Source organism: uncultured Paraglaciecola sp. (assembly GCF_963977085.1).
In the GTDB taxonomy this organism is placed as follows: domain Bacteria; phylum Pseudomonadota; class Gammaproteobacteria; order Enterobacterales; family Alteromonadaceae; genus Paraglaciecola.
The window spans coordinates 214,610-238,759 of record NZ_CAXBNC010000007.1 but is presented as its reverse complement, the minus strand read 5'-3'; the positions used below and the strand labels follow the sequence as shown (position 1 = coordinate 238,759).

The following is a 24,150-nucleotide window of genomic DNA, read 5'->3' as shown; positions in this document are numbered from 1 at the left end:
TAGAGAAATGCCGTTAAATGCTTTCTATAACAAACTTGAAAACAACTTATAACAATTCATATACAACTTTAACTAACAACAACACTACCAAGCTTTTTTTTTTTCAGATATACCACCTTGGTCTTATACGACGTTTTAGCAGTTGACTTAATGGTTGAGCCGTCCCAAATTAGCGATATACGGGTTAAAAGTAGTTTTAGAAAGGTTACCAAAAGGTCTTGATATGGATAATGAATTAGCTGAAATTATCGCTTTTGTAGGAAGCATTCCCCCCTTTGATTTATTACCTGACCCATTACTCGACAAAGTTGTAAGAGAAATAGGTATTCGTTATTTGCGGGTAGGGGAACACTTATCTCCTGTTGATATGGCCCACCCTCAACTGTACGTTTTACGTAAAGGTGCCTTACGCTATGTAGCGGCAGATGAAGTGCTGGTTGGAAAATATAGCGAAGGTGATGTTTGCAACGTTTTCTGCCAAAAAAGAACTGCATTTAATACCTCCTTTACCATCATAGTGGATGAAGATGCGTTAATTTACAGCTTAGATTTTATCGCACTAAAAACACTACTCACCGATGTACCACAAGTAATTGAGTTTTTGGAAAGTTCATCTGAACAAAGACTTCATGACAAAAAAAACAAACTCAGTGACGACGCTATTATATCCTCTTCAATAAGTCATACTTCAGTGGCCGACTTTTATCATTATCCTGTGGCAACCATATCTCATAACGCCACTATTCAAGACGCCGCCATTAAAATGACTGAACAGGGATATTCTTGCCTAGTGGTTGTTGATGAAAACGCTCTAGCAGAGCCCTTGTCTGACGTGCAATTAGGCATAGTGACTGACAAAGATATCAGGCGACGTTGTGTTGCAGTCGGTTTGCCTATCTTTAACCTAGTAAGTGACATAATGACTAAAGACGTCGCCACCATAGATATAAAGTGCAATGCCTACGACGCTTTGATGGCCATGACAAGTAAACATATTCACCATTTACCAGTAACCCAATTCGGTAAGCTGGCTGGCATGGTAAGCGTAACTGATTTGGTGAATAACGAAGAACACAACGCCGTTAACATGATCAGCATTATTCATAAAGCGAGCTCTATTGCCGAGTTAGTTAGTGTCAGTAAGTTGTTAAATAAATTGCAAGTAAAGCTCACCAAACTTGGCGCAAATGCCGATCATGTTGGCAAAAGTATCAGTGCAATTACTATGGCATTTACCATACGTTTAATTGAGATGGCAGAACAAAAATTGGGTCCGGCACCTGTTCCCTATGCTTGGTTAGCTGCCGGCTCTCAAGCAAGGCAGGAACAACTTGCCCACTCTGATCAAGATAACGCCTTAATTATTTGTGACACCATGAAACCAATAGATGATGAATGGTTTATGAGTCTTGCAACCTTTGTGAGTGATGGGTTAGCCGAATGTGGATTTATCTACTGCCCTGGCGATATCATGGCGACCAACAAAAAATGGCGTCAACCACAGAAGATATGGCAACAATATTTTGATAAATGGGTTGATACTCCTAGTCCAAAATCCTTGCTAAATAGCAGCGTTTTTTTTGATTTAAGTACGATTCATGGTGATGTTAGTTTACTAGAAAAAGTACGTCAGCAGATGCTCGTAAAAACCAAAAGCAGTACCTTATTTATTGCACATATGTCGGCAAACGCTTTAAGGTCAAGGCCACCTTTGGGGTTTTTCAGGGACTTTGTGTTAATTCAAGACGGCAAACACAATGCAACGTTAGACTTAAAACACAATGGTATTGCCCCGATAGTTGACTTAGCCCGTATTTACGCATTAAGCGAAGGCATTGCCGCGGTCAATACTATAGAGCGATTAAAGCAATGTTCAGGTACTCGTTCATTGACTAAAGCCTCAGCTGAAAACTTAATTGACGCCTATGAGTTTTTGACTTCTGTGCGTTTAGTGCATCAAGCTAGGCAGTTGCGTAAGGAACAATCTGTCGATAGTTATATTGATCCTAAACAAATTTCGAAGTTAGAAAGAGAACATTTAAAAGATGCATTTAAGGTCATTAAAGCGATGCAAGACTATCGCCAGTCAGCGGTTATTTGAGGAGGTGTTTTTTGTTTCTCAGTAGTTTCTTTGGTTTTGAAGCGCGCAGAAAACGGCTATTAAAAAAAGTACCTAAAGGGGCGCTCTATGATTTTTTGTCTGTACCCTTTCCAAGTGAAGATAGCTTTTTATCAGATCTGGACATAGTGTCTGTAGATTTTGAGACCACAGGACTAAATGCCGTGACAGACAAACTACTTAGCGTTGGTTTTGTTAGCATTGATAAACAACAAATTAAACTAAACAGTTGTTACCATCAAATCATTAACACTGAACTGCGCCTTGATGCAGACAATGTGATAATTCACCAAATTACTGATCAACAAAAATCTCAAGGCAAACCATTACGCATCGTTGTCGAAGCGTTGTTACAAGCATTGGCAGGGAAGGTGATGTTGGTGCATTACGCCCGAATTGAGAAACAATTTTTGAAGCAAGCTTGTCTAGAATTATACGGTGTTTCACCCCCTTTAATGATCTTAGATACCCTAGCGATGGCAAAACGTAAGTTAGATCAAAGAGACATTGCTTACGATCCACAAAATTTAAGACTTGCAGCGTTAAGGCACACCCATGAGTTACCAAGCTACTATGCGCACAACGCCCTTAATGATGCTATTGCTACCGCTGAACTGTTTCTAGCACAGCAAAAAACAGAGACCACAAAACTAAAAGACGTGTTGTAGTCAGCCAAGCTTTACTATTACTAAACCCAATAGTATGCAATAACAAAGAGGCTACTAGTTAGCCTGACGCCCTTTTAAATGGGCAATAACCTTAAACCTCTAGTTGCTATTATCTTGTTTATTCAGTGTTTAGTGATTTTCGTCATTATTTAGTGGTTTAACTCAATATATCGTTATTAATATATTCTAAAGTTGATTTGTTTTCTTAAGCTATTGATTTTAAAATAAAAAATATTGGCTTTATATTTGCTCTAGTTAAGTGGAAACCTACAACTCAACCCTTAATTAAGGAGAAGCAAATGGACGATAAAACCAAAGCAAGCTTAACTAACCTAGAAACGTGGAAAAGAGGTTTATTCATGGTGGTATTTGCCATCATTTCTGGCGTGGCAAAGTTGCTCGTTACTTTAGTGGCCATATTCCAATTTATTACTGTGCTCTTTAAAGGTCAAACTAATGAAGCCATGGGACCTTTTGGGCAAAACCTAAGTACCTATATTTATCAGATCACTTTGTTTTTAACCTTCAATACTGACGACATGCCATTTCCGTTTAAGGATTTTCCTGATGGCGCGCCAGAATCAAATTTACATGAAGCTGAGAGTGTCTATACGGAATATGCTGAGGCAACAACAATACATGATGAAGAGGTTATCGACGTCGCGGATGGCGACAACAAAGATGATATAATCACTAAAAAAACGTCATGTGATGCCCCTCTAAATACTTAAAATGGGGCGGTTTTTGATAGCTGAGGTTAACAAAGTGTTTAAGGCATTCAATGCTATGTTGGCGGGACTAAATGTTACTTATGTGTCGCTTATCTTAGCGCTTCTACTGAATCGCCTGTTAGGTCATAGCAATGACTCATTGCGGTCACTTTGTACCAAGTTATTCCTGAGGCTTAACTTGGTTTAATTGTTGTAAAATTAACTCTGGCTCGGAAATACCATATTGTAGCTTTAATTGCTGTATCAATTCGGGGTGAGAGTGTATGAAATGGTTAATTTCATCAATTAACCATGTTTTATTTATGGTTGATAATTTAAATTCCACTTCTGATTTAGGTAAACTTGGATCAAATTTAAACTGCTTAAATTCTGGATTATTTTGCAGTTGATATTGGCTGACAAAGTAGTCAACTTCAACTGCATCCACCCTACCTATGGCTAAAAGTTGTAGCTCTGCTAAAGGGGTAGCGACAGGAATAAGCTTTATTTTCTTTTTTTCTACCAACGTTGCCCATTCTAACTGGGGCGTAAAACCCAATGGGATAGCTAAGCGTTTAATAGTGTTGATATTTTCACCCAAGCTTGATGACTTTACCATAGTACCGCCTAAAGTTCGTGCAATGGTATCACTATAATACTTACCTTTAGCGAAGGTTTGGTCATGGTTAAATAGTGGGTTATCTGGATAAACGAAATCTATGCTGCCTTTCTCTAACTCCCTTTGTAATCTAAGAACGGGTAAGGTTTGATAGGTAAATTGGTGACCGCTGAATTTACTAAACTCTTGTAAAACAGCCCAAATGAAACCTTTATCCGTTTCTGACAGGAAATTGTAGTGTGGGTAATAATTGAAATGTTGTGAGGCAACAATATATTTTTCTGCAGCAACAGGTAATTGCCAAAAACAAAACAAAGCAAATATTAACCTAGACATAGAAGAGTCTTTTTTCGCCTCAAGTTACTTCAGTCTAGCCTAATTTTACCTAGCTTAAACAGTTAATTTTTAAATGCCGCATAAAAAGTCCAAGCCCAAAGCTAGCGATACAAGCTATTGCGGAGCTTTTTAGACACTGAAATCCAACATCATAAGGGGTAAAAAGAACAGTGTGTGCCAAAAATATTTGGCTTGACTCTGGAAACCTTATGAAGTGTTACTTTTGATTTTTTAAACATTATTTCATGGTATTCAGCACAAGCTGCCAATAACCTACATCTACCCATTTACCAAATTTATTACCTACTTCTGCAAAATGTGCTACTTTTTTCATTGCAAATTTTTCATGCAAAGCAATACTGGTTTCATTTGGTAGAGCAATGCCTGCTATAGCAACATGAACAGAGATACTTTTTAAATGGGCAAATAATGCGGCATATAATTTTGAACCTAACCCCTGAGACCTGTGATTTTTGTCTAAGTAAACGGTTATCTCTACAGAATGCCTATAGGCATGTCTTTCCTTCCACTTACTTGCATACGCATAGCCAATAATGCTACCTCTTTGATCTTCAGCAACAATCCAAGGCAGTGAATTTCCTTCTATCTTTTGGATCCGATTTGCCATTTCGTCTGCTGAAACGGCTTCAGTTTCAAATGTCGCAGTACCAAACATAACGTAATAGTTATAGATATCAGCAAGTTGTGAGGCATCTGTATACTTGACCGCACGGATCATATTTTCTCCCTCATTAGATGATGATTTGTTCTAGTATGTGAGTGTCGCCAGCGTTAACTACTTGGTTTTGAGTGACGGCAGTTTCCACACATAACATTGTTAAATAGCTATTACTTGCCATATCATCCATGCTAATGCACTTGTCTTGCCATGGATTCCAAACCACTATGCTGTCATGACCAGATGACAAAATGTCGGTTTTAATTTGCTTGTCGATGATACTGAGTCGCTTTGGTTGTTGCAGATGTACTCTGTCTGTTTCTTCATTAAATTTGTAGGGGTGTGGCGTTTCAAATAATTGAAAGTCTCGAGTTTTATCAGAATATTGTTCAGACAATCCTAACAACTCGCATTGCTTGATATCTGAAATAGCAAAATAGCTATGCAATGCGCAATTGTAGGTTAAAGGTGTATTACCAATATTAGTGGTGTGTAATTGGATTTTTAGTTCTTGGCCCACAACAACAGTTAAGGTGAGTTGCGCCTTGCCGTCTAATCCTTCATCAATACTTGATTGGGGTTGCAGAGAGATATGTGTACCTAATTCTGTTTCTTCGGTGCTAAGGATTGTCCATATTTGGGTGCGCACATAACCGTGAGCGGCTAAATTAGGTTGAGTTGCATGAGGCCCAAACCATGGCCAACAAATAGGAATGCCACCACGGAGCGCTTTTTTGCCGTCAAAAATGGCTTCTTTACTGACCCATAGACGTTCACGATTATCATGTTTGGGTTTGAAACTTATTATATGCCCACCAAATAAAGCGACTTCAGCAGTGGCAAAGTCATTTTCAATTTGAATTAGCTGGATATTCTCTTTTGTTACGATCTTTGTGGATTCAGTCAGTAGCATGTCGGTACTCTATTTCTGTGTTGAGGATCAAAAAAGGCGACTTAGATAGCCGCCTTTTTATCATATCTTAGTGCTCAAATTAAAGATCAGCCGATCTCATGATTCACCAATAGATTTATTTGCTGATATGCGCGACTAAATCTAATACTTTATTTGAGTAACCGATTTCATTATCGTACCAAGACACTAATTTCACGAATGTATCAGTTAATGCAATACCGGCTGTGGCATCAAATATTGAAGTACGTACATCGCCAATAAAGTCTTGTGATACTACTGCATCTTCGGTGTAACCCATAATGCCTTGCATATCACCTTCAGAAGCCGCTTTCATTACTGCGCATATTTCTGCGTAGGTAGCGGGTTTAGCAAGATTAACAGTCAAATCAACAACCGATACGTCTGCAGTAGGCACACGGAATGCCATACCTGTTAATTTACCATTTAATGCTGGAATAACTTTACCTACTGCTTTAGCTGCGCCAGTAGAGGAAGGGATGATGTTTTGAGAAGCACCACGTCCACCACGCCAGTCTTTCGCTGACGGGCTATCAACCGTTTTTTGTGTAGCAGTAGTGGCATGAACAGTTGTCATCAAACCGTCAACAATACCGAAATTATCGTTAAGTACTTTCGCTAAAGGGGCTAAACAGTTAGTTGTACAAGATGCGTTAGATACAATCTCTTGACCCGCATACTCACTGTGGTTAACACCCATAACAAACATAGGCGTAGCATCTTTAGATGGAGCAGAAAGTACCACTTTTTTAGCGCCAGCTTCAATATGCTTACGTGCTGTCTCGTCAGTTAAAAACAAGCCAGTTGATTCAACCACAACTTCAGCGCCAATTGCATCCCAAGCTAAATCTGCAGGGTTACGTTCAGCAGTGACTCGGATGTTTTTACCATTAACGACTAATTGACCGTCTTGCACATCAACTGTGCCGTTAAACTTCCCATGGGTAGAGTCATATTTAAGCATGTACGCCATGTAGTCTGCATCTAATAGGTCGTTAATACCGACTATTTCAATGTCGTTACGTTCACATGCTGCACGGAATACAAATCGACCTATTCGGCCGAAGCCATTGATACCTACTTTAATTGTCATGTCTTAATCCTCTTAGCTTTCTTAACCAATGTTCAAAAAGTTATAAAGAAAGGTGGCAACACCCTTCTGAAATATAATTACAAAATTATGGACTAAATAGCAGAATAAGGCAAAATATTCACGAAAATATGTTATTAAATTACAATATGGTCATTGCAAACGTATTCATAGTCACCAAAGATGGGTTTTCGCTGATAATGATTTGCAAGGTCAATTCGCTTTAGTAGAGCGATATACCATAGTTAAATGTTATCACTTAAATTGGTGGTAAACATTGAGGTCAGTGGGCACTAGTCAAAAAGCACAGCACAGGAAATACATTTTAATGACATCTTCGTTACTCGAGCAGTTGGTGGAATATCGTGGTATTGAATCTAACTACAACGATGCTTGGGGTCGCCCAACAACCATAGAACCTGCAACCAAAAGAAAGTTGTTGGCAGCTATGGGTTATCAAGTCAATGAGCCAGATTTGTTGCTGAAACAAGTTCAAGAAAATAGTACTAAGACTTGGTTGTCTGTTTTAAACCCGGTCCAGGTCTTGCGTACAGATGAGCTCTCGCAAATTACGGTTCGTCTCCCAATTGAACTCGTAACAGATGAATATGTGGCTCAGATTGATACCGAGCTTGGGGAGGTGATTGAACATCGCTTTGTGCCCATAGATGGTCAATTAATAAATGTAGTGCATATTGAAGAAATAGAATTTCAAGAGTATCTCATTGATATCCCCAATGAACTGCCATTGGGATACCACACGTTATCTTTAGTGATAGATGAAGATGTGTTGGGCACTATGCGACTAATTATCGCTCCAAAATCTTGCTTTAAGCCAGAAGCTTTGACACAAGGTCAAAAAGTTTGGGGGTTGAGTGTTCAGCTATATTGTTTGCGAAGTGCAAATAATTGGGGTGTGGGAGATTTTTCTGATTTATCCTTTCTCCTTGAAAAACTCGCCAAACAAGGCGCACAATTTGTTGGCCTCAATCCTATTCATGCCCTTTACCCAGCTAACGCTAATGCTTGTAGCCCATATGGTCCTTCGTCTCGTCGCTGGTTAAACTTTATTTATATTGATGTCACCTCTCTTGATGGTTATAAGCAAGCAAGCACTCAAGAAGTGGTCAATGATGTCGATTTTCAGCACAAACTACAGCAGGTTAGGGCGACTGATTTAGTCGATTATGAGCTTGTGACTGAGTTAAAGTTAAGCGCCTTAGAAAAAGTCTTTGAATATCAAAATAGCCAATATCTCTCTAAAAATACTAAGTTAAACAAAGCGTTCAAAGCCTTTGTTGCTGATGGTGGCGATAGTTTGCAGACGTTGGCGGTATACGATGCGTTACAAGAGAACCTAGCGGCTCAAGGAAAAGCCTCTTGGGGCTGGCCGGTGTTTCCCAAAGAATTATCAGATTTCCACAATTCTGCAGTCAAAACCTTTACTAAAAAACATGCCAAGCGAGTGAAGTTTTTCTTATGGCTGCAATGGCAAGCGGCGTTACAACTTGAGCTAGCCAATCAAGTCGCTCAAGAAAATGATATGTTGATTGGTTTATACCGTGATCTTGCTGTAGGGGTCAGTGAAGGTAGTGCAGAAATTTGGGGTAATAAGGACTTATATTGTACCGACGCCAGTGTAGGAGCTCCCCCAGATATTTTGGGCCCATTAGGGCAAAATTGGGGACTGCCACCTATGGATCCTGAAAAGCTCTATCAACAACAATACCAACCTATCATAGAATTGTTTGATTCTAATATGCGTGCTACAGGTGCGCTTCGTATCGATCATGTTATGGCTTTGTTGCGCTTATGGTGGGTAGCAAAAGGAGATAGCGCTAAGCAAGGTGGTTACGTTTATTATCCGGTGGATGATTTATTGGCCATCTTGGCACTAGAAAGTCATAGGCATCAAAGTTTGGTGATTGGCGAAGATTTAGGCACTGTGCCAGAAGAAATAAGGATTAAACTTGCCGATAATGGCGTGTATTCCTATCGCGTGTTCTTTTTTGAACAGGCTAAAGACGGTGGGTTTTTCTCTCCATCTCATTATCCTGAACAATCCATGTCAACACTTACCACCCACGATATGCCAACCTTATCTGGTTATTGGCATTGTCATGATTTAGAGTTGGGTAAAGAGCTTGGGTTGTATCCAACAGAAGAAATTTTAAGTACGCTATATACTAGTAGGCATGAAAACAAGCAGGCTATTTTAGACACCTTGCACGGTCATCAATCGGTTAATGACGAAGTGGGTCGTGATGTGCATAATGTGGGAATGAGCAAAGCGCTTAATTTTGGTATGCAGTTGCATATGGCCAGCGGCTCTAGTGAACTACTTAGCTTACAATTAGAAGATTGGTTAGAGATGGATAAACCAGTTAATATTCCTGGTACTTTTAACGAGTACCCTAATTGGCGACGTAAGCTAACACGCAATTTGCAGGATATTTTTGATGACAGCTCGTTAAATCATCTTGCAGCAAATTTAACAGAGGCACGAAAACTCGCCTCTAAGTAAAACTGTCAGTGGCTCACTTAACCAGTGAGTCACCCTTACTAAGGCGAAAAAATGCAGCTAGAACACGCACTAAAACAAGCCAAATGTACTTTTCCTTTTGCCCATCTGGGCGCTCATTTTCAGCCATCAAATTCTATTTTCACTGTTACCACTTGGTTGCCCAATGCTGAAAAAGTCAAAGTTATTGATTTAGCTTCAGGCAAGGCATTGGGTAGCTTAAAAAAAGTATCTGGTAGTCATTTGTTTCGCGGTGAGTTTACCGTTAAACAAGCCCCTTTGGTTTATGCTTTCGAAGTGGGTAATAAACAGGGGCAATATCAAGTTATTGACCCTTATCAATTTCAAGATCAAGCTTATCATGCTGTGCACTTTATCGACCACAGTGCGCAAAATGTGTATCAACAACTCGGGGCACAACTGGTTGATCTTGATGTTGGTTTAGATGCACCTATTCAAGCGACGCGTTTTGCAGTATTTGCACCCAATGCGAGTGCCGTTTCCCTAATCGGTGAGTTTAATTATTGGGATGGGTCTTGTTTACCCATGCAAAAAACGGATTTTGGTTATTGGGTTTTGGTGGTGCCGGGTATTCAGGCTGGAGCTAAATACAAATACCAAATTAAGGATGCGGCGGGAAACGAGTTGCCACACAAAGCCGATCCAGTTGGCTTCTATGCTGAGCAATATCCTTCGCATACGTCAGTGGTATACGATCACAAACAATATCAATGGCAAGATAAAGCATGGCTTAAGAAAGCCAAGAAAGATAAATATCAACAGCCTATGAGCATTTATGAATTGCACATGGCTTCGTGGAAACGACCCGGTAATGATTCGACTGAAAGGTATCTGAATTACCGGGAGTTAGCAGACACTCTAATTCCTTATATTAAAGACATGGGTTATACCCACATTGAACTTTTACCTATTTCTGAGTTTCCTTTTGATGGCTCTTGGGGCTATCAGCCAGTGGGTTTGTTTGCACCCACTAGTCGTTTTGGTTCGCCTGATGATTTTAAGTTTTTTGTTGATCAGTGTCACCAAAACGGAATAGCAGTGATTATTGACTGGGTGCCCGCGCATTTCCCTGAAGATGGCCACGGCTTGGCAAGGTTTGACGGCACGCATGTATACGAATACGAAGATCCACGTAAAGGTTGGCATCCTGATTGGAATTCGTGCATTTATGACTTTGGCAAGGATACAGTGCGCCAGTTTCTGGTGGCCAATGCATTATTTTGGGTGGATAAGTACCATATTGATGGTTTACGAGTCGATGCGGTGGCATCTATGCTGTATCTGGATTATTCCCGAGAAGAAGGCGAGTGGATCCCCAATGTAGATGGTGGCAATCATAATTATGAAGCCATTAGTTTTCTGCAGTGGATGAATAAAGAAGTATACGAAAAATTCCCCCATGCCATGACTATTGCTGAAGAATCTACATCTTTTCCTAAGGTCTCACGTCCAGTATTTGAAGGCGGTTTGGGCTTTGGCTTTAAATGGAATATGGGATGGATGCACGATTCCTTGCATTACATTGCTAAAGATCCTTCCTACCGTCGTTATCACCATAATGAAATAACTTTTTCTATGGTGTACGCCTTTGATGAAAATTTTGTGTTACCTATTTCCCATGACGAAGTGGTACACGGCAAAGGTTCTTTGTTACGTAAAATGCCAGGTGATGAATGGCAACAAGCAGCCAATTTGCGCGCTTATGCTGGATTTATGTATGCCCATCCTGGCAAAAAGCTTAACTTTATGGGTAATGAAATTGGTCAATCGGAAGAATGGAATCATGATAGCTCGATTAATTGGCACTTACTTGAGTTTGAAAAACATCAAGGTATCCAAAATTTGTATCGTGACCTAAATAAGGCCTATCGCAAGTACCCAGCTTTATACGAATTAGATCACAATAAACAGGGGTTTGAATGGATTGATCACGGTAATGCCGACCAAAGTATTCTATCTGTTTTACGTAAGTCTACCGACGCTAAACAAAAGATGTATGTGTTGATTAATTTTACGCCAGTGCCCTACGATAACTTTAAACTAGGTGTACAGGATGAAGGTGCTTACCAGTTGATATTGAATACAGATGATAAAAAATACTGGGGTAGTGCATACAAAACTAGTAAAAAAATGCAGTCAGTGCCTGAAACATGGAACGGCCAGCCACATTCTGTGAGTGTTAATATTCCTCCTTTGGCTTGTTTATTTATTTTATTTAAGGGCTGATCTATGTCCAAATTTGTTGTTTCAGAAGGGCAACCCTATCCCTTAGGTGCCACTATTGGGAAAGTAGGATGTAATTTTGCGGTGCATTGCCCTAACGCTGACGGTGTTGAATTATGTTTATTTAACAAAGACACTGAAGAACAGCTAGCAGTGATAAGTATGCCGGCAAAAACCGGCAAAATTTGGCATTGTCAGCTTGATAATATTCAAGCAGGTCAATTATATGGATACAGGGTGATTGGAGAAAACCATGTACATATGGGGCAGAAATTTGATTATCAAAAGTTACTCATTGATCCTTACGCAAAAGCCCTAAATAGACCTGCTGTTTGGAATAAGACACAGTATGAAGGGGATAGCCAACATATGATCCCCAAGGGCATAGTGCAAAATCCCCAGGGCAATGCTCAGCAATTTCTAAAACCCGAGACTGCTCTTGATCAAACTGTGATTTACGAAGCTCATGTTAAAGGGTTAACACAGTTGCATCCCGATGTACCTGAATCTCATAAAGGTAAATTTTTAGGGGTATGTCACCCATCAGTGATTAGCCATTTGAAATTTTTAGGTGTTACCACTATTCAGCTAATGCCAGTGGCTGCTTTTATGCCAGAGCCCTACATTACAAATAAAGGACTGACAAATTACTGGGGTTATAATCCCATTAATTATTTTTGTCCTGAGCCAAGGTATGCCGTAGAAGACGGTGTGGCTGAATTTAAAACTATGGTCAGTACACTACATGAAGCAGGCCTCGAAGTTATTTTAGATGTAGTGTTTAATCACACTGCCGAAGGAGACGGAGAAGGTCCGTTATTGTCATTTAAAGGGTTTGATAATTCTTCATTTTATTTATTCGATCGTAATGAATATGGTGCGGTGGATTACAATAAATATGTCAACAATTCAGGCTGCGGCAACAGTGTCAATACCGCGTTTCCCTATGTCCTTAAAATGGTCATGGATGCGCTGCGTTATTGGACCACAGAAATGGGTGTGGATGGTTTTCGATTTGATCTCGCTGCCAGTTTAGGTCGTGACCCCTATGAATTTTCGTCGCTGTCAGGGTTTTTCCGAACAATTCGTCAAGACCCAGTATTAATCAAAACGAAACTCATTGCTGAACCTTGGGACATAGGTCACGGCGGTTATCGATTAGGCCAGTTTCCGTCGAATTGGCTGGAATGTAACGACAAATATCGAGACACAGTACGTTCGTTTTGGCGCGGTAATAAAGGTCACACTAGTGACTTTGCGACGCGTTTATTAGGCTCTCGTGATGTATTTCCTAAAGAGGCCCGTTCAATTCTCACCTCGGTCAATAATGTGAGTTACCATGATGGTTTTACGTTGCATGATTTGGTCAGTTACGCCGAACGTCATAATGACGCAAATGGTGAACAAAACCGCGATGGTCATGGCCATAATGTATCTGCCAATTATGGTGTTGAAGGCCCCACTACAGATAGTAAAATACTTGCTATGCGTGAAAGGCAAAAGCGAAATTTGTTTGCCACCTTAATGTTGTCCCAAGGTGTCCCCCATATATTGGGTGGCGACGAGCTCAGTCGTACCCAACTAGGTAACAATAATGCGTATTGCCAAGACAATGAAATTAGCTGGTTTGATTGGACATTAAATCAACAAAAGCAAGACTTTTTAACTTTTTGCCAGCAGGCTATTTCTTTACGTAAAGGCAGTGAGATCCTCAATCACCTGAATCTAGAAGATGACGGTTATTCGTTGGGCCATAATGTTGAAAAAATCAATTGGTACCGACCCGATGGCGAACGAAAGCTAGAAGATGATTGGCAAAATCACAATAATCAAGCCTTTGCGGTTGAGTTATGTGGTCCCAACGGAGAAGAGATCTCACATCACGAACATTGGTTATTAGTCTTTAACGCCAGTGACCATGATGTACGTTTTCATTTACCCGATTTGGGTGCTGATACGGGCTGGAGAATTATGCTGGATACACGATATGCAAGGTGGTCCGAACAACCTGATGTGCTGATAAAACAAGTACATATGCAGGCATTTAGAAGTATATGTGTATTTAGGTGTTCAGTTGATAACTAATTGATTTTTGCATACAGTCAAGAATAAGATGAATTGCCTGAATATGCAGTAATATGTTTAGAGAAGTAAAATGAAACATTCGATTGAGCACGGAGATTATGTCGTTAGCCGCTCTCTGCAAACTATTATGTTTTCTGCGCGAGGCCCCTGGAACGATGAAACCATGAAACGGGGAGCTAGAGAAATGGGGGAAAATATAGCACAACTAGACTTATCAAAACCTTGGGGTACGCTTAGCTGTTTGTATGGTGAGAGTTTAATGCCTCCTTCGACCTTTAATTCATTTGCGAAACACACCTTAATCAGAAAATCTATGGGGTTAAAAGCATTAGCAGTGGTGATCCTCGACTCGGATATAGCAAACACTATTAAAAATCAATTGACGCCAGCTTATCAAGAGGCTGACTTAAAGTTTGCTTTTTTACCGGATATCAATTCGGCTATCGCTTGGTTATCGGAAATCAACCTCGATTTAGAACAACAACAAGTGCAACAATTTTTTGAGAAACATTCGTTCATTTACCCCAATCGCAAATAATCGTGTAAATAAGCCTAACTAACTGGGAAATTTTGACTTTTTTGTTATAAAAGTCATGTTATTTAATGAAAGTTAATTTCATGATTGCACATTAAAAATGCTTTTTTGATCGTTGATTTTGCTAATTATCAATACTAACAATCTTCTTGAGCCATTTATCTTTAATACTGAAAATTAATTACCTATAAATAGAGTCCAAGATACGAATTTTTAGGTAATTGGTAATTTTTCAACAATTTGGTGGTTTGTGTTTCCTTGATTAGAATGCCCGCGAATTTGATATGACTACCGGGAATTAGGCAACAATTTATGAATCAGCAGTTAGAGCAAGAACTCATTAGTAGTTGGCAAGAAAGGCAAGAGTATGCCGAACAAATGCAGCCAGTATTAGGTAAACTTTATCGTAATAGAGCCATTGAAATATCGGTATATGGTCGACCTTTATTGGGCGCCAGTGCCATTGATATAATTAAAGCCCATCGTAGTGTTAGGTTAAAAGAACAAAGTAAACTTAGGCTAAGAGAAAGTTGGCCATTGTTACAAGCACTTAACGACATGGAATTGGCTCCTGCACACATTGATTTGGGTAGGTTAGCTTACGCATATCACTATGAACCCGCCTACAAAACACAATCTATTGAAGATTATCTTTCTATCCAACTCAAAAGTATTATCAATGTTAAAGATCAACAAAAATCCCAAGATGTGGTGTTGTATGGCTTTGGCAGAATAGGGCGATTATTAGCAAGACTACTTATCGAAAGGCAAGGTACCAATAACAAGTTGCGTCTAAAAGCCATTGTAGTGCGTGGAGGTAAAGAAGGTGATCTAGAAAAACGCGCCAGTCTACTGAGACGGGATTCTGTGCACGGACCTTTTAATGGCAGTATTACAATCGATGTAGAAAAAAATGCGATTAAGGCTAACGGCTCTTATATCCAAGTGATTTATGCCAATAACCCCACAGAAGTCGATTACAGTAAATATGGTATTGAACAAGCAATAGTTGTTGATAATACGGGAATATGGCGTGATCAAGAAGGACTAGGGCAACACCTAGAGTCTAAAGGTGTAAAAAAAGTGCTTTTAACGGCTCCTGGTAAAGGGGATATTAAAAATATTGTTTACGGCGTAAATGACAATGATATCTTGCCGACAGATAATATTTTATCTGCTGCCAGTTGCACCACTAATGCCATTACCCCTGTACTTAAAGCATTAGATCAAAAATACCGTATCGAAAGTGGCCATGTAGAAACGGTGCATTCTTATACTAATGATCAAAACCTCATTGATAATTTTCATAAAGGTGATCGCCGCGGACGAAGTGCGCCATTAAATATGGTGATTACCGAAACCGGAGCCGCGACGGCTGTCGCTAAGGCTTATCCAAAGTTACAGGGTAAATTGACCGGTAGTTCAATTCGTGTGCCCACACCTAATGTCTCTTTGGCGATATTGAATTTGCATTTAGGCGAGTCAACCGATAAAACCGCTATCAATGACTATCTGCGAGACATAGCGCTATTTTCACCCCTACAACATCAAATTAATTTTACCGCCTCGAAAGAAATTGTATCCACAGATTTAGTGGGGACACGGGCCCCTTCAGTAGTCGACTCACAAGCAACAATAGTGGCTGGAAATCGGGCCACCTTATACGTTTGGTATGACAATGAATTTGGCTATAGTTGTCAGGTAATGAAAGTACTGCAGCATATGGCTGATTTGGTATACCCTACGTTACCAGAACCTTTGCCGAGTAAATTATGGTAACCGGGCAGTTATTTGCAAACTAATGTAATAAAAACCTGCTTCGGCGGGTTTTATTCTATTAGGGTTACAAAGGATGCTTTTTTTGAACAAAATTTACAACAAACTAAAAGCCACTAAATGGCATATTCTACTTCGTGATATTCTGGTTATAGTGGCAATATATTTGGCAATTACGACTTGGCAATCACGCAATATGCTTGAGGTAGATAGTCATATTGAATTCGATGCACAATTGTTGGTTGGGCTTGATGGTCAAGTAAACACAGTATTCGAATCAGATAAACCTACCCTTATTTATTTTTTTGCGCCTTGGTGCAGTGTCTGCTCATTGAGCATAGGTAACCTTGAGTATTTAAATGCTGATAAGGTCAACATTGTTAGAATTGCGCTGGATTACTCAAGCCTAGAAGAAGTTCAAACATTTGCTGATGAACATCAAATTTCAAGTCAAATTTTGTTAGGTCACAAGGAGCTGAAACAACAATTTAAAATTCAAGGCTATCCTACCTACTATATAATGGACGAACAACAAAAAGTGCTGGCGAAATCATTCGGCTATTCAACTGCTTTGGGATTAAGATTAAGGCAGTTTTTTTCGGGATAAACGCCTATCCATGGTCCTTTTTTTTAGTGACTGTGATAAATTACTCGGGGCAAATCTCCACAGGACCAAAAAGTGAGAATCAGCAGCAATTTTGATAGCGGAAATATTCAAGTTATCCGCGCAGAAGATCCGTTAAATATTCAACTCAGTATCCGCAAAGACAACCAATCTGAATTTTATCAGTGGTTTCATTTTAAGTTAGAAACCCAAAGTTTTATTTCTCACCAGATAACCATTACTGATTTAGAAAAGTCGGCTTATCCAGGTGGTTGGCAAAACTATCAGGCTGTGGCGTCTTATGACAGACAGGAATGGTTTAGAGTAGAGTGTGAATTTGACGGTGACACCTTAACTATTGCACATACACCAGAATTTGAAAATATCTACTATGCCTATTTTGCGCCCTATAGCTATGAGCGGCACTTAGACTTAATTAGCTGGGCACAAAACTCAGCTGAGTGCCGTCAAGAATTTTTAGGTGAAACCCTAGATGGTCGCGATATGTCTTTGTTGGTAGTAGGCCAACCAGAAGAAGGCAAAAAAGCGATTTGGGTGACGGCTCGCCAACATCCTGGCGAAACTATGGCTGAGTGGCTAGTAGAGGGTTTTTTAGAACGTTTATTAGATGAAGATGATGGCTTAGCACGCCATTTGCTCGATAAAGCTGTGTTTTATGTCGTACCTAATATGAACCCTGATGGTGCTGCGCGAGGCCATTTACGCACTAACGCTAAAGGCGTGAATTTAAACCGTGAGTGGCAAGCACCTAGCATGGAAAACAGCCCTGAAGTATTTTTGGTAAAACAAAAAATGCAAGTAACAGGTGTAGATATGTTTTTGGATGTACATGGGGACGAGGCTTTACCCTATAACTTTGTGGCCGGTTGTGAAGGTAATCCTAATTATAGTAATAGACTCCAAACGTTAGAAAACAGTTTTAAGTCGGCATTAATGGTCGCCACGCCAGAGTTTCAAGATGAACATGGTTACGATAAAGATGAGCCTGGTAAAGGCAATTTAACGGTTGCTGCTAATGCTATCGGTCATGAATTTGATTGTTTATCTTACACCTTGGAAATGCCCTTTAAAGACAATATTACTTTGCCAGACCCTGTTTATGGCTGGTCTCCGGCACGCTGTAAACAATTAGGTGAAGATGTATTAATTGCCATGCGCGCTGTAGTTGATATTCTTCGCTAGAAATATTTTTCAAACAATAAAAATAATTAGAATAATTAAAATAAAACGACAAAAAATTAAGGGGAATATCGTTGGAAGCTTTTCATAATTTATTGAAATCGATGGATGGCATGTTGGGGGGAGCTTGGTGGTTCCCATATGTGTTATTAGGTACTGGTTTGTTTTTCACTATCTACTTAAAATTTCCACAAGTGCGGTATTTTAAGCACGCATGGAAAGTAGTCACAGGAAAATATGATAAAGCCGATTCTCCTGGTGATACTTCACATTTTAGAGCCTTAACTACCGCGCTTTCGGGCACAGTGGGTACAGGTAATATTGGTGGCGTAGCTTTCGCACTATTTTTAGGTGGACCTGCTGCGTTGTTTTGGATGTGGGCCACTGCTTTTTTCGGAATGACAACTAAGTTTGTCGAAGTGACTTTGTCTCATAAATATCGGGATAAAACCCCAGACGGCACTATGGCGGGTGGTCCCATGTATTACATGGACAAACGTTTGAACATGAAATGGTTAGCGGTCGCTTTTGCCGTTGCCACAGTAATCAGCTCATTCGGAACCGGTAATTTGCCGCAAAGTAACAGTATTGCGACCAGTATCGAATCGACCTTTGGTTTTGATCCACTACTCGTAGGCAGTATTTTGGGCATACTTTTAGCTTTGGTTATTTTGGGAGGGATCACCCGTATTGCCGCTGTTACGTCAAAAATAGTGCCTCTTATGGCATTGATATACGTAGTGGGTGCCTTGACCGTAATATTTGCTAATTTGGAAAATGTTGGGCCGTCTTTTGTTTCTGTATTTGCTGATGTCTTTACTGGCTCCGCTGCGACTGGTGGGTTTTTAGGAGCAACCATTGCTTACGCCTTTAACCGTGGTGTTAATCGTGGCTTATTTTCAAACGAAGCCGGGCAGGGTTCTGCGCCTATTGCTCATGCTGCAGCAAAAACGGATGAACCTGTAGCTGAAGGTATGGTGTCTATTCTTGAACCTTTTATCGATACTATTCTTATCTGTACTATTACAGGCTTAGTTATTCTTTCCTCTGGGGTTTGGAAAGAAAAACATATGAATACTTTCGATCGCACCGACATGTACATATTGGCGGGAGACTATGTTGAATCCAGTCAAGAAGATAAACAAACTCTTTACGCCTATATAAACGGTATTGAAGGGCATGGTGTCACTGACTTTAATGGTGAGATTCAAGTGATTAATGGTAAAGCTGTGAGTAAAGGCTTTACTATTTTTAATGCTCGCTCCTTTGCAGACAATGTTGTTTTCTCTTTAGGTGAACCAGAAGACAATTTCACCGGTACCTTAAAAGTAGTGGATGGTAACTTAGTTAAAGATAATATCATTGTCAGAGGTGAGTCATTAATTCACTCAGCCAGTCTTACTGCCTTAGCCTTTACTAAAGGATTTTTTGGTGAATCGGGTAAATATATTGTATCCGTTGGATTATTGTTGTTTGCATTTTCTACTGCTATTGCCTGGTCGTATTATGGCGACAGGGCGATGACCTATTTATTTGGTCCTCGGTCAGTTATGCCTTATCGCGTAGTTTATGTGGCGGGATTTGTATGGGCTGCAGTATCAGATACTACATTAGTATGGACGCTGTCTGCCGTTGCTATAGTAGTAATGACCTTACCTAATTTATTTGGTATTTTCTTACTGCGAAAAGAAATGAAAGACTCGGTTGCAGAGTACTGGACCAAGTTTAATAAAGAAAATAAATAACCCTTCAAGGTTTGAAACAGGCGCGGCTATTAGTCGCGTTTTTCTATTTTGAACCTTTGTAGGCTATCGAAGTTTGGAGTAAAAGATATGGCACTAATAGATTGCCCTTCTTGTAGTAAAAAAATGTCAGATAAAGCACAAAGTTGTCAACATTGTGGTTTTGGTTTAGGTACAGCTGATGCCGAAGATATAGCACGTAAACAAAGCTTAAATAAGTACCTCAAAGGCCAAAAAATTCAGACTCAATCTATGATTGCCATGTTGTTATTTGTGGCCGGGTTTGGATTTATGTATTGGGGTAATGCGGAGCCGGGTGGTTTGCAACATAACCTTGCAATTGGAGTCTCGATAGTGGGGTTTGTTTGGTACATAGTGAACCGAGTGCGTTTGATATTGTTAAAAAGGTCTAATTAAGAAAATGGATAATATTGCATTATTAACGTCTATGTCTGAGCCAGTTTACCAAAAATTGCTGCAAGCAGTGGCGACGGGTAAATGGTTGGACGGTTCGCCACTTACCGAGCAACAGCGCGAAACGTCTATGCAAGCGGTGATGTATTATCAAGCCAAAGTACTCAAATCAGACCAACACATGACAGTGGGGGCCGACGGTGAAATTGTGCATCGAAGCCGAGAGTCACTGCAGCAAGAACTCAAACAATCTTCTAATAACATTCAAACAATAGCGCGGTTTAAACAGGATGATCTTTAAGCACCTTTTTCGTTCCAAACATCAAAATCCTGATCCTCAGGTGCGTCTTCAAGCAATAGAAAACCTGAATAGTCAAGATCCGCAACAAAAGTCTGTGTTACATGAACTGGCTTTTAACGATTCAGATGTGAACGTCAGTCTGGCTGCCTTGCAAAAACTCGATAGTTTTACGCTTTGGTACAAAATGTCAGAAATTGCCAAAAATGAAAGAGTCCTAAAAAAGTCCCAGCAATACGTTGAAAGTACTTTGTTAGATGAAAAAAATAATGCCTTATCCGAGAATGAAAAGCGTAAATTTATTCTTGAAACACGGGATATGCGAATAGTCGAAAAGTTGCTGATGCAACCATGGGTGCAACAAGATACCCAACTTGCAATGGGGTTATTGCAAAAAGCAGATAAACCACAATTACAAGATAAACTCTTGTTGGAAACTGAAAATGAGAGTTTGCAAATTGCGATATTACAAACTTTAGCGGATACTGCTCAATCTCGTAAGTTGCTGAATAAAATCCACAAAAAAAACTCTTCAAGTGAATTACAAGCTTTAGCTAACGATAAACTTCAAAGTTGGTTAAGGGCAGAACAAGCGCCAATTGAAGTTGAACAGCAAGTCAAAATGTTGCTATCTCGGTTATTGGCGTTGAAAGATCATAATGATTTATTGGTTATTCAAGCACAGCAAAAAGATCTCACTCAGCAGTACACACAAATATCGGAACGTTTTTCCTGTTTACCTGAACCTAAGCGTAGTGAAATTGAGACAAAATATGCTGATATATCTGCACGAGTTGAACGCAGTATCGCCTTATTAAAGCCGCAGTGGCAAGCGAAACAAGCTGAATTGGCGTTTACTCAAAACATGCAAATGTTGGTGCAAGAGGTGGAACAATGTTTGACTGAGCTAGGGATACAATTAGATACACGTATCAGTGAAATGAGTACATCGGAAGTCGCTTCTTTTGTGCAAAAAATGAATCAACTTACTGAGCGGTTACAAGGGTTAATTAGCCAATTGCCCGCAGCTAAATCAACGACTCATAGGCAACTAGAACAACTAAACAATCAATTGTCGTCTAGTTTACATACCTTGGCGAGTCTCCCTGAATTTCAAAAAGCCATTCAAGAGTGCCAAGCACTGATTCAAAAAATGGATGATTTAACTTTACCCAGCGACGCCAGCCAGATCGAAGCAGCAGAAGAATACCTCAGAGAACAAAGGCATCAATGGCGAAACACTGTCGCTAGTTATCAAGAATATATGCCAAAATCGTTGTCACAACAGTGGAATGAAAAGTTAAAAAATTGGCAACAAGCAATCAAAGTCTTAAAAAACCAAGTAGATGGAGAGGTTTCTCGTTGTAAAAACAAACTTAGAGCGGTTGAAAGCCTGATAAATCAAGGCAAGTTTAAGGCCGCTATGGGGTTATATCAAAAAGTTCAAAAGTGGTTTAGTGAACTGCCAGAGAAGCAGCAAGGGTATTTAGAACGTGCTTTTACTAACGTTAAAGAACAAATTGAAAACCTAAAAGATTGGCAAGATTACATTGCCGCCCCTCGCAAACCCGCACTTTTGGTGGAAGTTGAGGCGTTGATAACACAGCCCTTAGATGTTGATGCACAATCCAAAGCAATTAAGTCATTACGTTCTCAATGGAATAGTTTAGGTAAGACAGATACAGAATCTGACCAAGCTTTAAATGTAGCCTTTGAAACAGCCATAGAAAAAGCATTTTCACCTTGTCGTGAGTTTTACGATAAACAACAACAACAACGTGAACATAACATGTTAGCGAAGCAGCAAATTTTGGCCGAAATTAAAGGGTTAGACGAGCAACAAGGCAGCGTAACTGAGCTCGCAAAGGCGTTAAGAAGTGTGCAACAGAAATGGAAAAATATTGGAGAAGTAGACTTCAAGCAGCGCAATGCGTTATTTGATAGTTACCAAAAGTTACTTAATCCACTTAGAGATAAAGTGTCGGCTTTTTATCAAGACAATGCTGAACAAAAACAAGCCCTGGTAACTAAAGCGGAAAAGCTTTCAGAGTTAGAGTCTGTGGATGAAGCCATAGAACAAGCGAAAAAACTACAACAGACTTGGAAAACTATTGAGCATGCGGGCAAAAAAGCTGAAGCCCAATTATGGCCTGCTTTTAGAAAAGCAAACGATAGCCTGTTCGCCAAAAAGTCGGAGTTGCATCAACAACAAAAAGCCGAAGTGAATGAACACGTGGCTTTAGTCAAAGAACAGGTCACTCAATTTGAAGCTAGATTTAATAGCGCCGACGATACCGTTAGTGTTCAAAATGTTTTGCAAGATAAACAAGGTGTCATTGAAGCTATCAATACCTTGCCAATACGTGATCGTAAAGCGTTAGAACAACGCGTCCAAAGCATCATTGAACAACAGCAACTCAAATTAGCTGAACTGGCAAAGGCGGCTAAAAGTCAAACTTATCAAGACTTATTTACGGCATTAAAAGAGTGGCAAACAGATAGCGACATTCCTGCTAGTGTGACTCATTTAAATAAGCAATGGCAACAGTGTTTTCGTGACCTAAAAGTAGATACTGATAGAGATGATTTAACCATAAAAATGGAAATAGTCGCACAACAAGATTCACCGAAAAAAGACGCTAAAAAACGTCAAGGGATCCAAATGCAGTTGATGGCACAAAAATTACAAACGGGCGATAGCCTGGATTTGTTATCTTTGCTTAAAGAGTGGATTAGAGCGGGGGCGTTAAGTAAAAGTGACATCACTTTACTGAAGCGAATTGAACCTTTGTTTGTTAACTCATGAGTAACTTGATTAGGCTGAATAAATTTATCAGCGACTCTGGTTTTAGCTCTAGACGTGAAGCCGACAAACTAATAGAACAACAAAGAGTCAGAATCAACGACATCATTCCAGAATTAGGCACTAAAGTTGCGCCTGGTGACGTAGTGACAGTTGATGGTCAACACATTCAAGCCAGCGCCACAGATAAAGCCGACAGGGTGTACATTGCTTATCACAAGCCTGTAGGCATCACCTGTACCACTGAGTTACATATCAAAGGCAATATTGTGGACGCCATTGGCCATAAACAAAGGATTTTCCCCATTGGCCGTTTAGACAAACCGTCAGAAGGTTTGATCTTTTTGACCAGTGATGGGGATATAGTGAATAAAATTTTGCGTGCCGAAAACGCCCATGACAAAGAATATGTAGTGACTGTGAATCGGCCTTTAAGCGAAAATTTTATTAAAAAAATGGCTTCTGGTATTCCTATTTTAAACACAGTGACTAAACCTTGTGAAGTTACCATGCAAAGCAAAATGGTGTTTCGCATCGTCTTGACTCAAGGATTAAACCGGCAAATTCGCCGGATGTGCGAATACTTGGGTTATGAAGTAGTGAAGCTTAAACGTACACGCATTATGTCTGTGCGCTTGGCAGGATTAAAAGTCGGGCAGTGGCGTGATTTAACTACTGCAGAGATGGATGAGATAAACAGGGCGGTAGAGGGGTCGAGTAAAACGGCGGTTTAGGTATTTGTTTGCATGAGTTGCGTTTGCTAGTACCCATAGGTT

The 24,150-nt window shown here is 39.9% G+C and carries 19 protein-coding genes; 15 read left to right on the top strand and 4 right to left on the bottom strand.

What is annotated here, in order from left to right; genetic code table 11:
• Positions 1-223: 223 nt before the first annotated feature.
• The 3 genes from AAC000_RS10945 to AAC000_RS10935 all read left to right on the top strand — a co-directional run bounded on the left by AAC000_RS10945 (position 224) and on the right by AAC000_RS10935 (position 3,518).
• Positions 224-2,101, top strand: a complete 1,878-nt coding sequence (locus tag AAC000_RS10945) for a putative nucleotidyltransferase substrate binding domain-containing protein (RefSeq protein WP_339722636.1) — start codon at positions 224-226, stop codon at positions 2,099-2,101.
• An 11-nt stretch (positions 2,102-2,112) separates the two neighbouring features.
• Positions 2,113-2,787, top strand: coding sequence for an exonuclease domain-containing protein (locus AAC000_RS10940; RefSeq protein WP_339722634.1), 675 nt, complete (start codon positions 2,113-2,115; stop codon positions 2,785-2,787).
• Between the two features lie 299 nt (positions 2,788-3,086).
• Positions 3,087-3,518: a DUF4389 domain-containing protein gene (locus tag AAC000_RS10935; protein WP_339722633.1), complete on the top strand. Its 432-nt coding sequence runs from the start codon at positions 3,087-3,089 to the stop codon at positions 3,516-3,518.
• A 160-nt stretch (positions 3,519-3,678) separates the two neighbouring features.
• Here the strand turns inward: AAC000_RS10935 and AAC000_RS10930 are convergent, their stop codons facing one another.
• From AAC000_RS10930 to gap, 4 genes are all read right to left on the bottom strand, one after another.
• Positions 3,679-4,452: a transporter substrate-binding domain-containing protein gene (locus AAC000_RS10930; RefSeq protein WP_339722631.1), complete on the bottom strand. Its 774-nt coding sequence runs from the start codon at positions 4,450-4,452 to the stop codon at positions 3,679-3,681.
• Positions 4,453-4,690: 238 nt separating this feature from the next.
• Positions 4,691-5,191: an N-acetyltransferase family protein gene (locus AAC000_RS10925; protein WP_339722629.1), complete on the bottom strand. Its 501-nt coding sequence runs from the start codon at positions 5,189-5,191 to the stop codon at positions 4,691-4,693.
• Between the two features lie 13 nt (positions 5,192-5,204).
• Positions 5,205-6,044 carry a D-hexose-6-phosphate mutarotase gene (locus AAC000_RS10920; protein ID WP_339722627.1) on the bottom strand — a complete coding sequence of 280 codons (840 nt, stop codon included), beginning with the start codon at positions 6,042-6,044 and terminating at the stop codon, positions 5,205-5,207.
• Positions 6,045-6,159: 115 nt separating this feature from the next.
• Positions 6,160-7,155 carry a type I glyceraldehyde-3-phosphate dehydrogenase gene (gap, locus tag AAC000_RS10915; RefSeq protein ID WP_339722625.1) on the bottom strand — a complete coding sequence of 332 codons (996 nt, stop codon included), beginning with the start codon at positions 7,153-7,155 and terminating at the stop codon, positions 6,160-6,162.
• 325 nt (positions 7,156-7,480) lie between these two features.
• On the opposite strand from gap, the gene malQ reads away from it, so the two are divergent.
• The 12 genes from malQ to rluF all read left to right on the top strand — a co-directional run bounded on the left by malQ (position 7,481) and on the right by rluF (position 24,108).
• Positions 7,481-9,676, top strand: coding sequence for a 4-alpha-glucanotransferase (malQ, locus tag AAC000_RS10910; protein ID WP_339722623.1), 2,196 nt, complete (start codon positions 7,481-7,483; stop codon positions 9,674-9,676).
• A gap of 51 nt (positions 9,677-9,727) precedes the next feature.
• Positions 9,728-11,920, top strand: coding sequence for a 1,4-alpha-glucan branching protein GlgB (gene glgB, locus AAC000_RS10905; RefSeq protein WP_339722621.1), 2,193 nt, complete (start codon positions 9,728-9,730; stop codon positions 11,918-11,920).
• Positions 11,921-11,923: 3 nt separating this feature from the next.
• Complete coding sequence (gene glgX / locus AAC000_RS10900) at positions 11,924-14,002, top strand: glycogen debranching protein GlgX (protein ID WP_339722619.1); 2,079 nt, start codon at positions 11,924-11,926, stop codon at positions 14,000-14,002.
• 70 nt (positions 14,003-14,072) lie between these two features.
• Complete coding sequence (locus tag AAC000_RS10895) at positions 14,073-14,540, top strand: hypothetical protein (RefSeq protein ID WP_339722617.1); 468 nt, start codon at positions 14,073-14,075, stop codon at positions 14,538-14,540.
• Positions 14,541-14,849: 309 nt separating this feature from the next.
• Entirely contained in the window at positions 14,850-16,316 is a 1,467-nt protein-coding gene (locus AAC000_RS10890; protein ID WP_339722615.1) for a glyceraldehyde-3-phosphate dehydrogenase, read from the top strand.
• Between the two features lie 73 nt (positions 16,317-16,389).
• Positions 16,390-16,920, top strand: coding sequence for a redoxin domain-containing protein (locus tag AAC000_RS10885; RefSeq protein ID WP_339722613.1), 531 nt, complete (start codon positions 16,390-16,392; stop codon positions 16,918-16,920).
• 72 nt (positions 16,921-16,992) lie between these two features.
• Positions 16,993-18,120 (top strand): M14-type cytosolic carboxypeptidase, encoded by a 1,128-nt coding sequence (locus AAC000_RS10880; RefSeq protein ID WP_339722611.1) that lies wholly within the window; start codon positions 16,993-16,995, stop codon positions 18,118-18,120.
• Positions 18,121-18,191: 71 nt separating this feature from the next.
• A complete protein-coding gene (locus AAC000_RS10875) occupies positions 18,192-19,862 on the top strand; it encodes an AGCS family amino acid carrier protein (protein ID WP_339722609.1) in 1,671 nt (556 codons plus the stop codon).
• 87 nt (positions 19,863-19,949) lie between these two features.
• Positions 19,950-20,276, top strand: coding sequence for a hypothetical protein (locus tag AAC000_RS10870; RefSeq protein ID WP_339722608.1), 327 nt, complete (start codon positions 19,950-19,952; stop codon positions 20,274-20,276).
• A 4-nt stretch (positions 20,277-20,280) separates the two neighbouring features.
• Positions 20,281-20,574 (top strand): DUF1315 family protein, encoded by a 294-nt coding sequence (locus AAC000_RS10865; protein ID WP_339722607.1) that lies wholly within the window; start codon positions 20,281-20,283, stop codon positions 20,572-20,574.
• Positions 20,564-23,377, top strand: a complete 2,814-nt coding sequence (locus AAC000_RS10860; protein ID WP_339722605.1) for a DUF349 domain-containing protein — start codon at positions 20,564-20,566, stop codon at positions 23,375-23,377. Before AAC000_RS10865 ends, AAC000_RS10860 begins: the two co-directional genes overlap by 11 nt.
• A complete protein-coding gene (gene rluF, locus AAC000_RS10855) occupies positions 23,374-24,108 on the top strand; it encodes a 23S rRNA pseudouridine(2604) synthase RluF (RefSeq protein ID WP_339722604.1) in 735 nt (244 codons plus the stop codon). The genes AAC000_RS10860 and rluF overlap by 4 nt, the downstream gene beginning before the upstream one ends.
• Positions 24,109-24,150 lie beyond the last annotated feature (42 nt).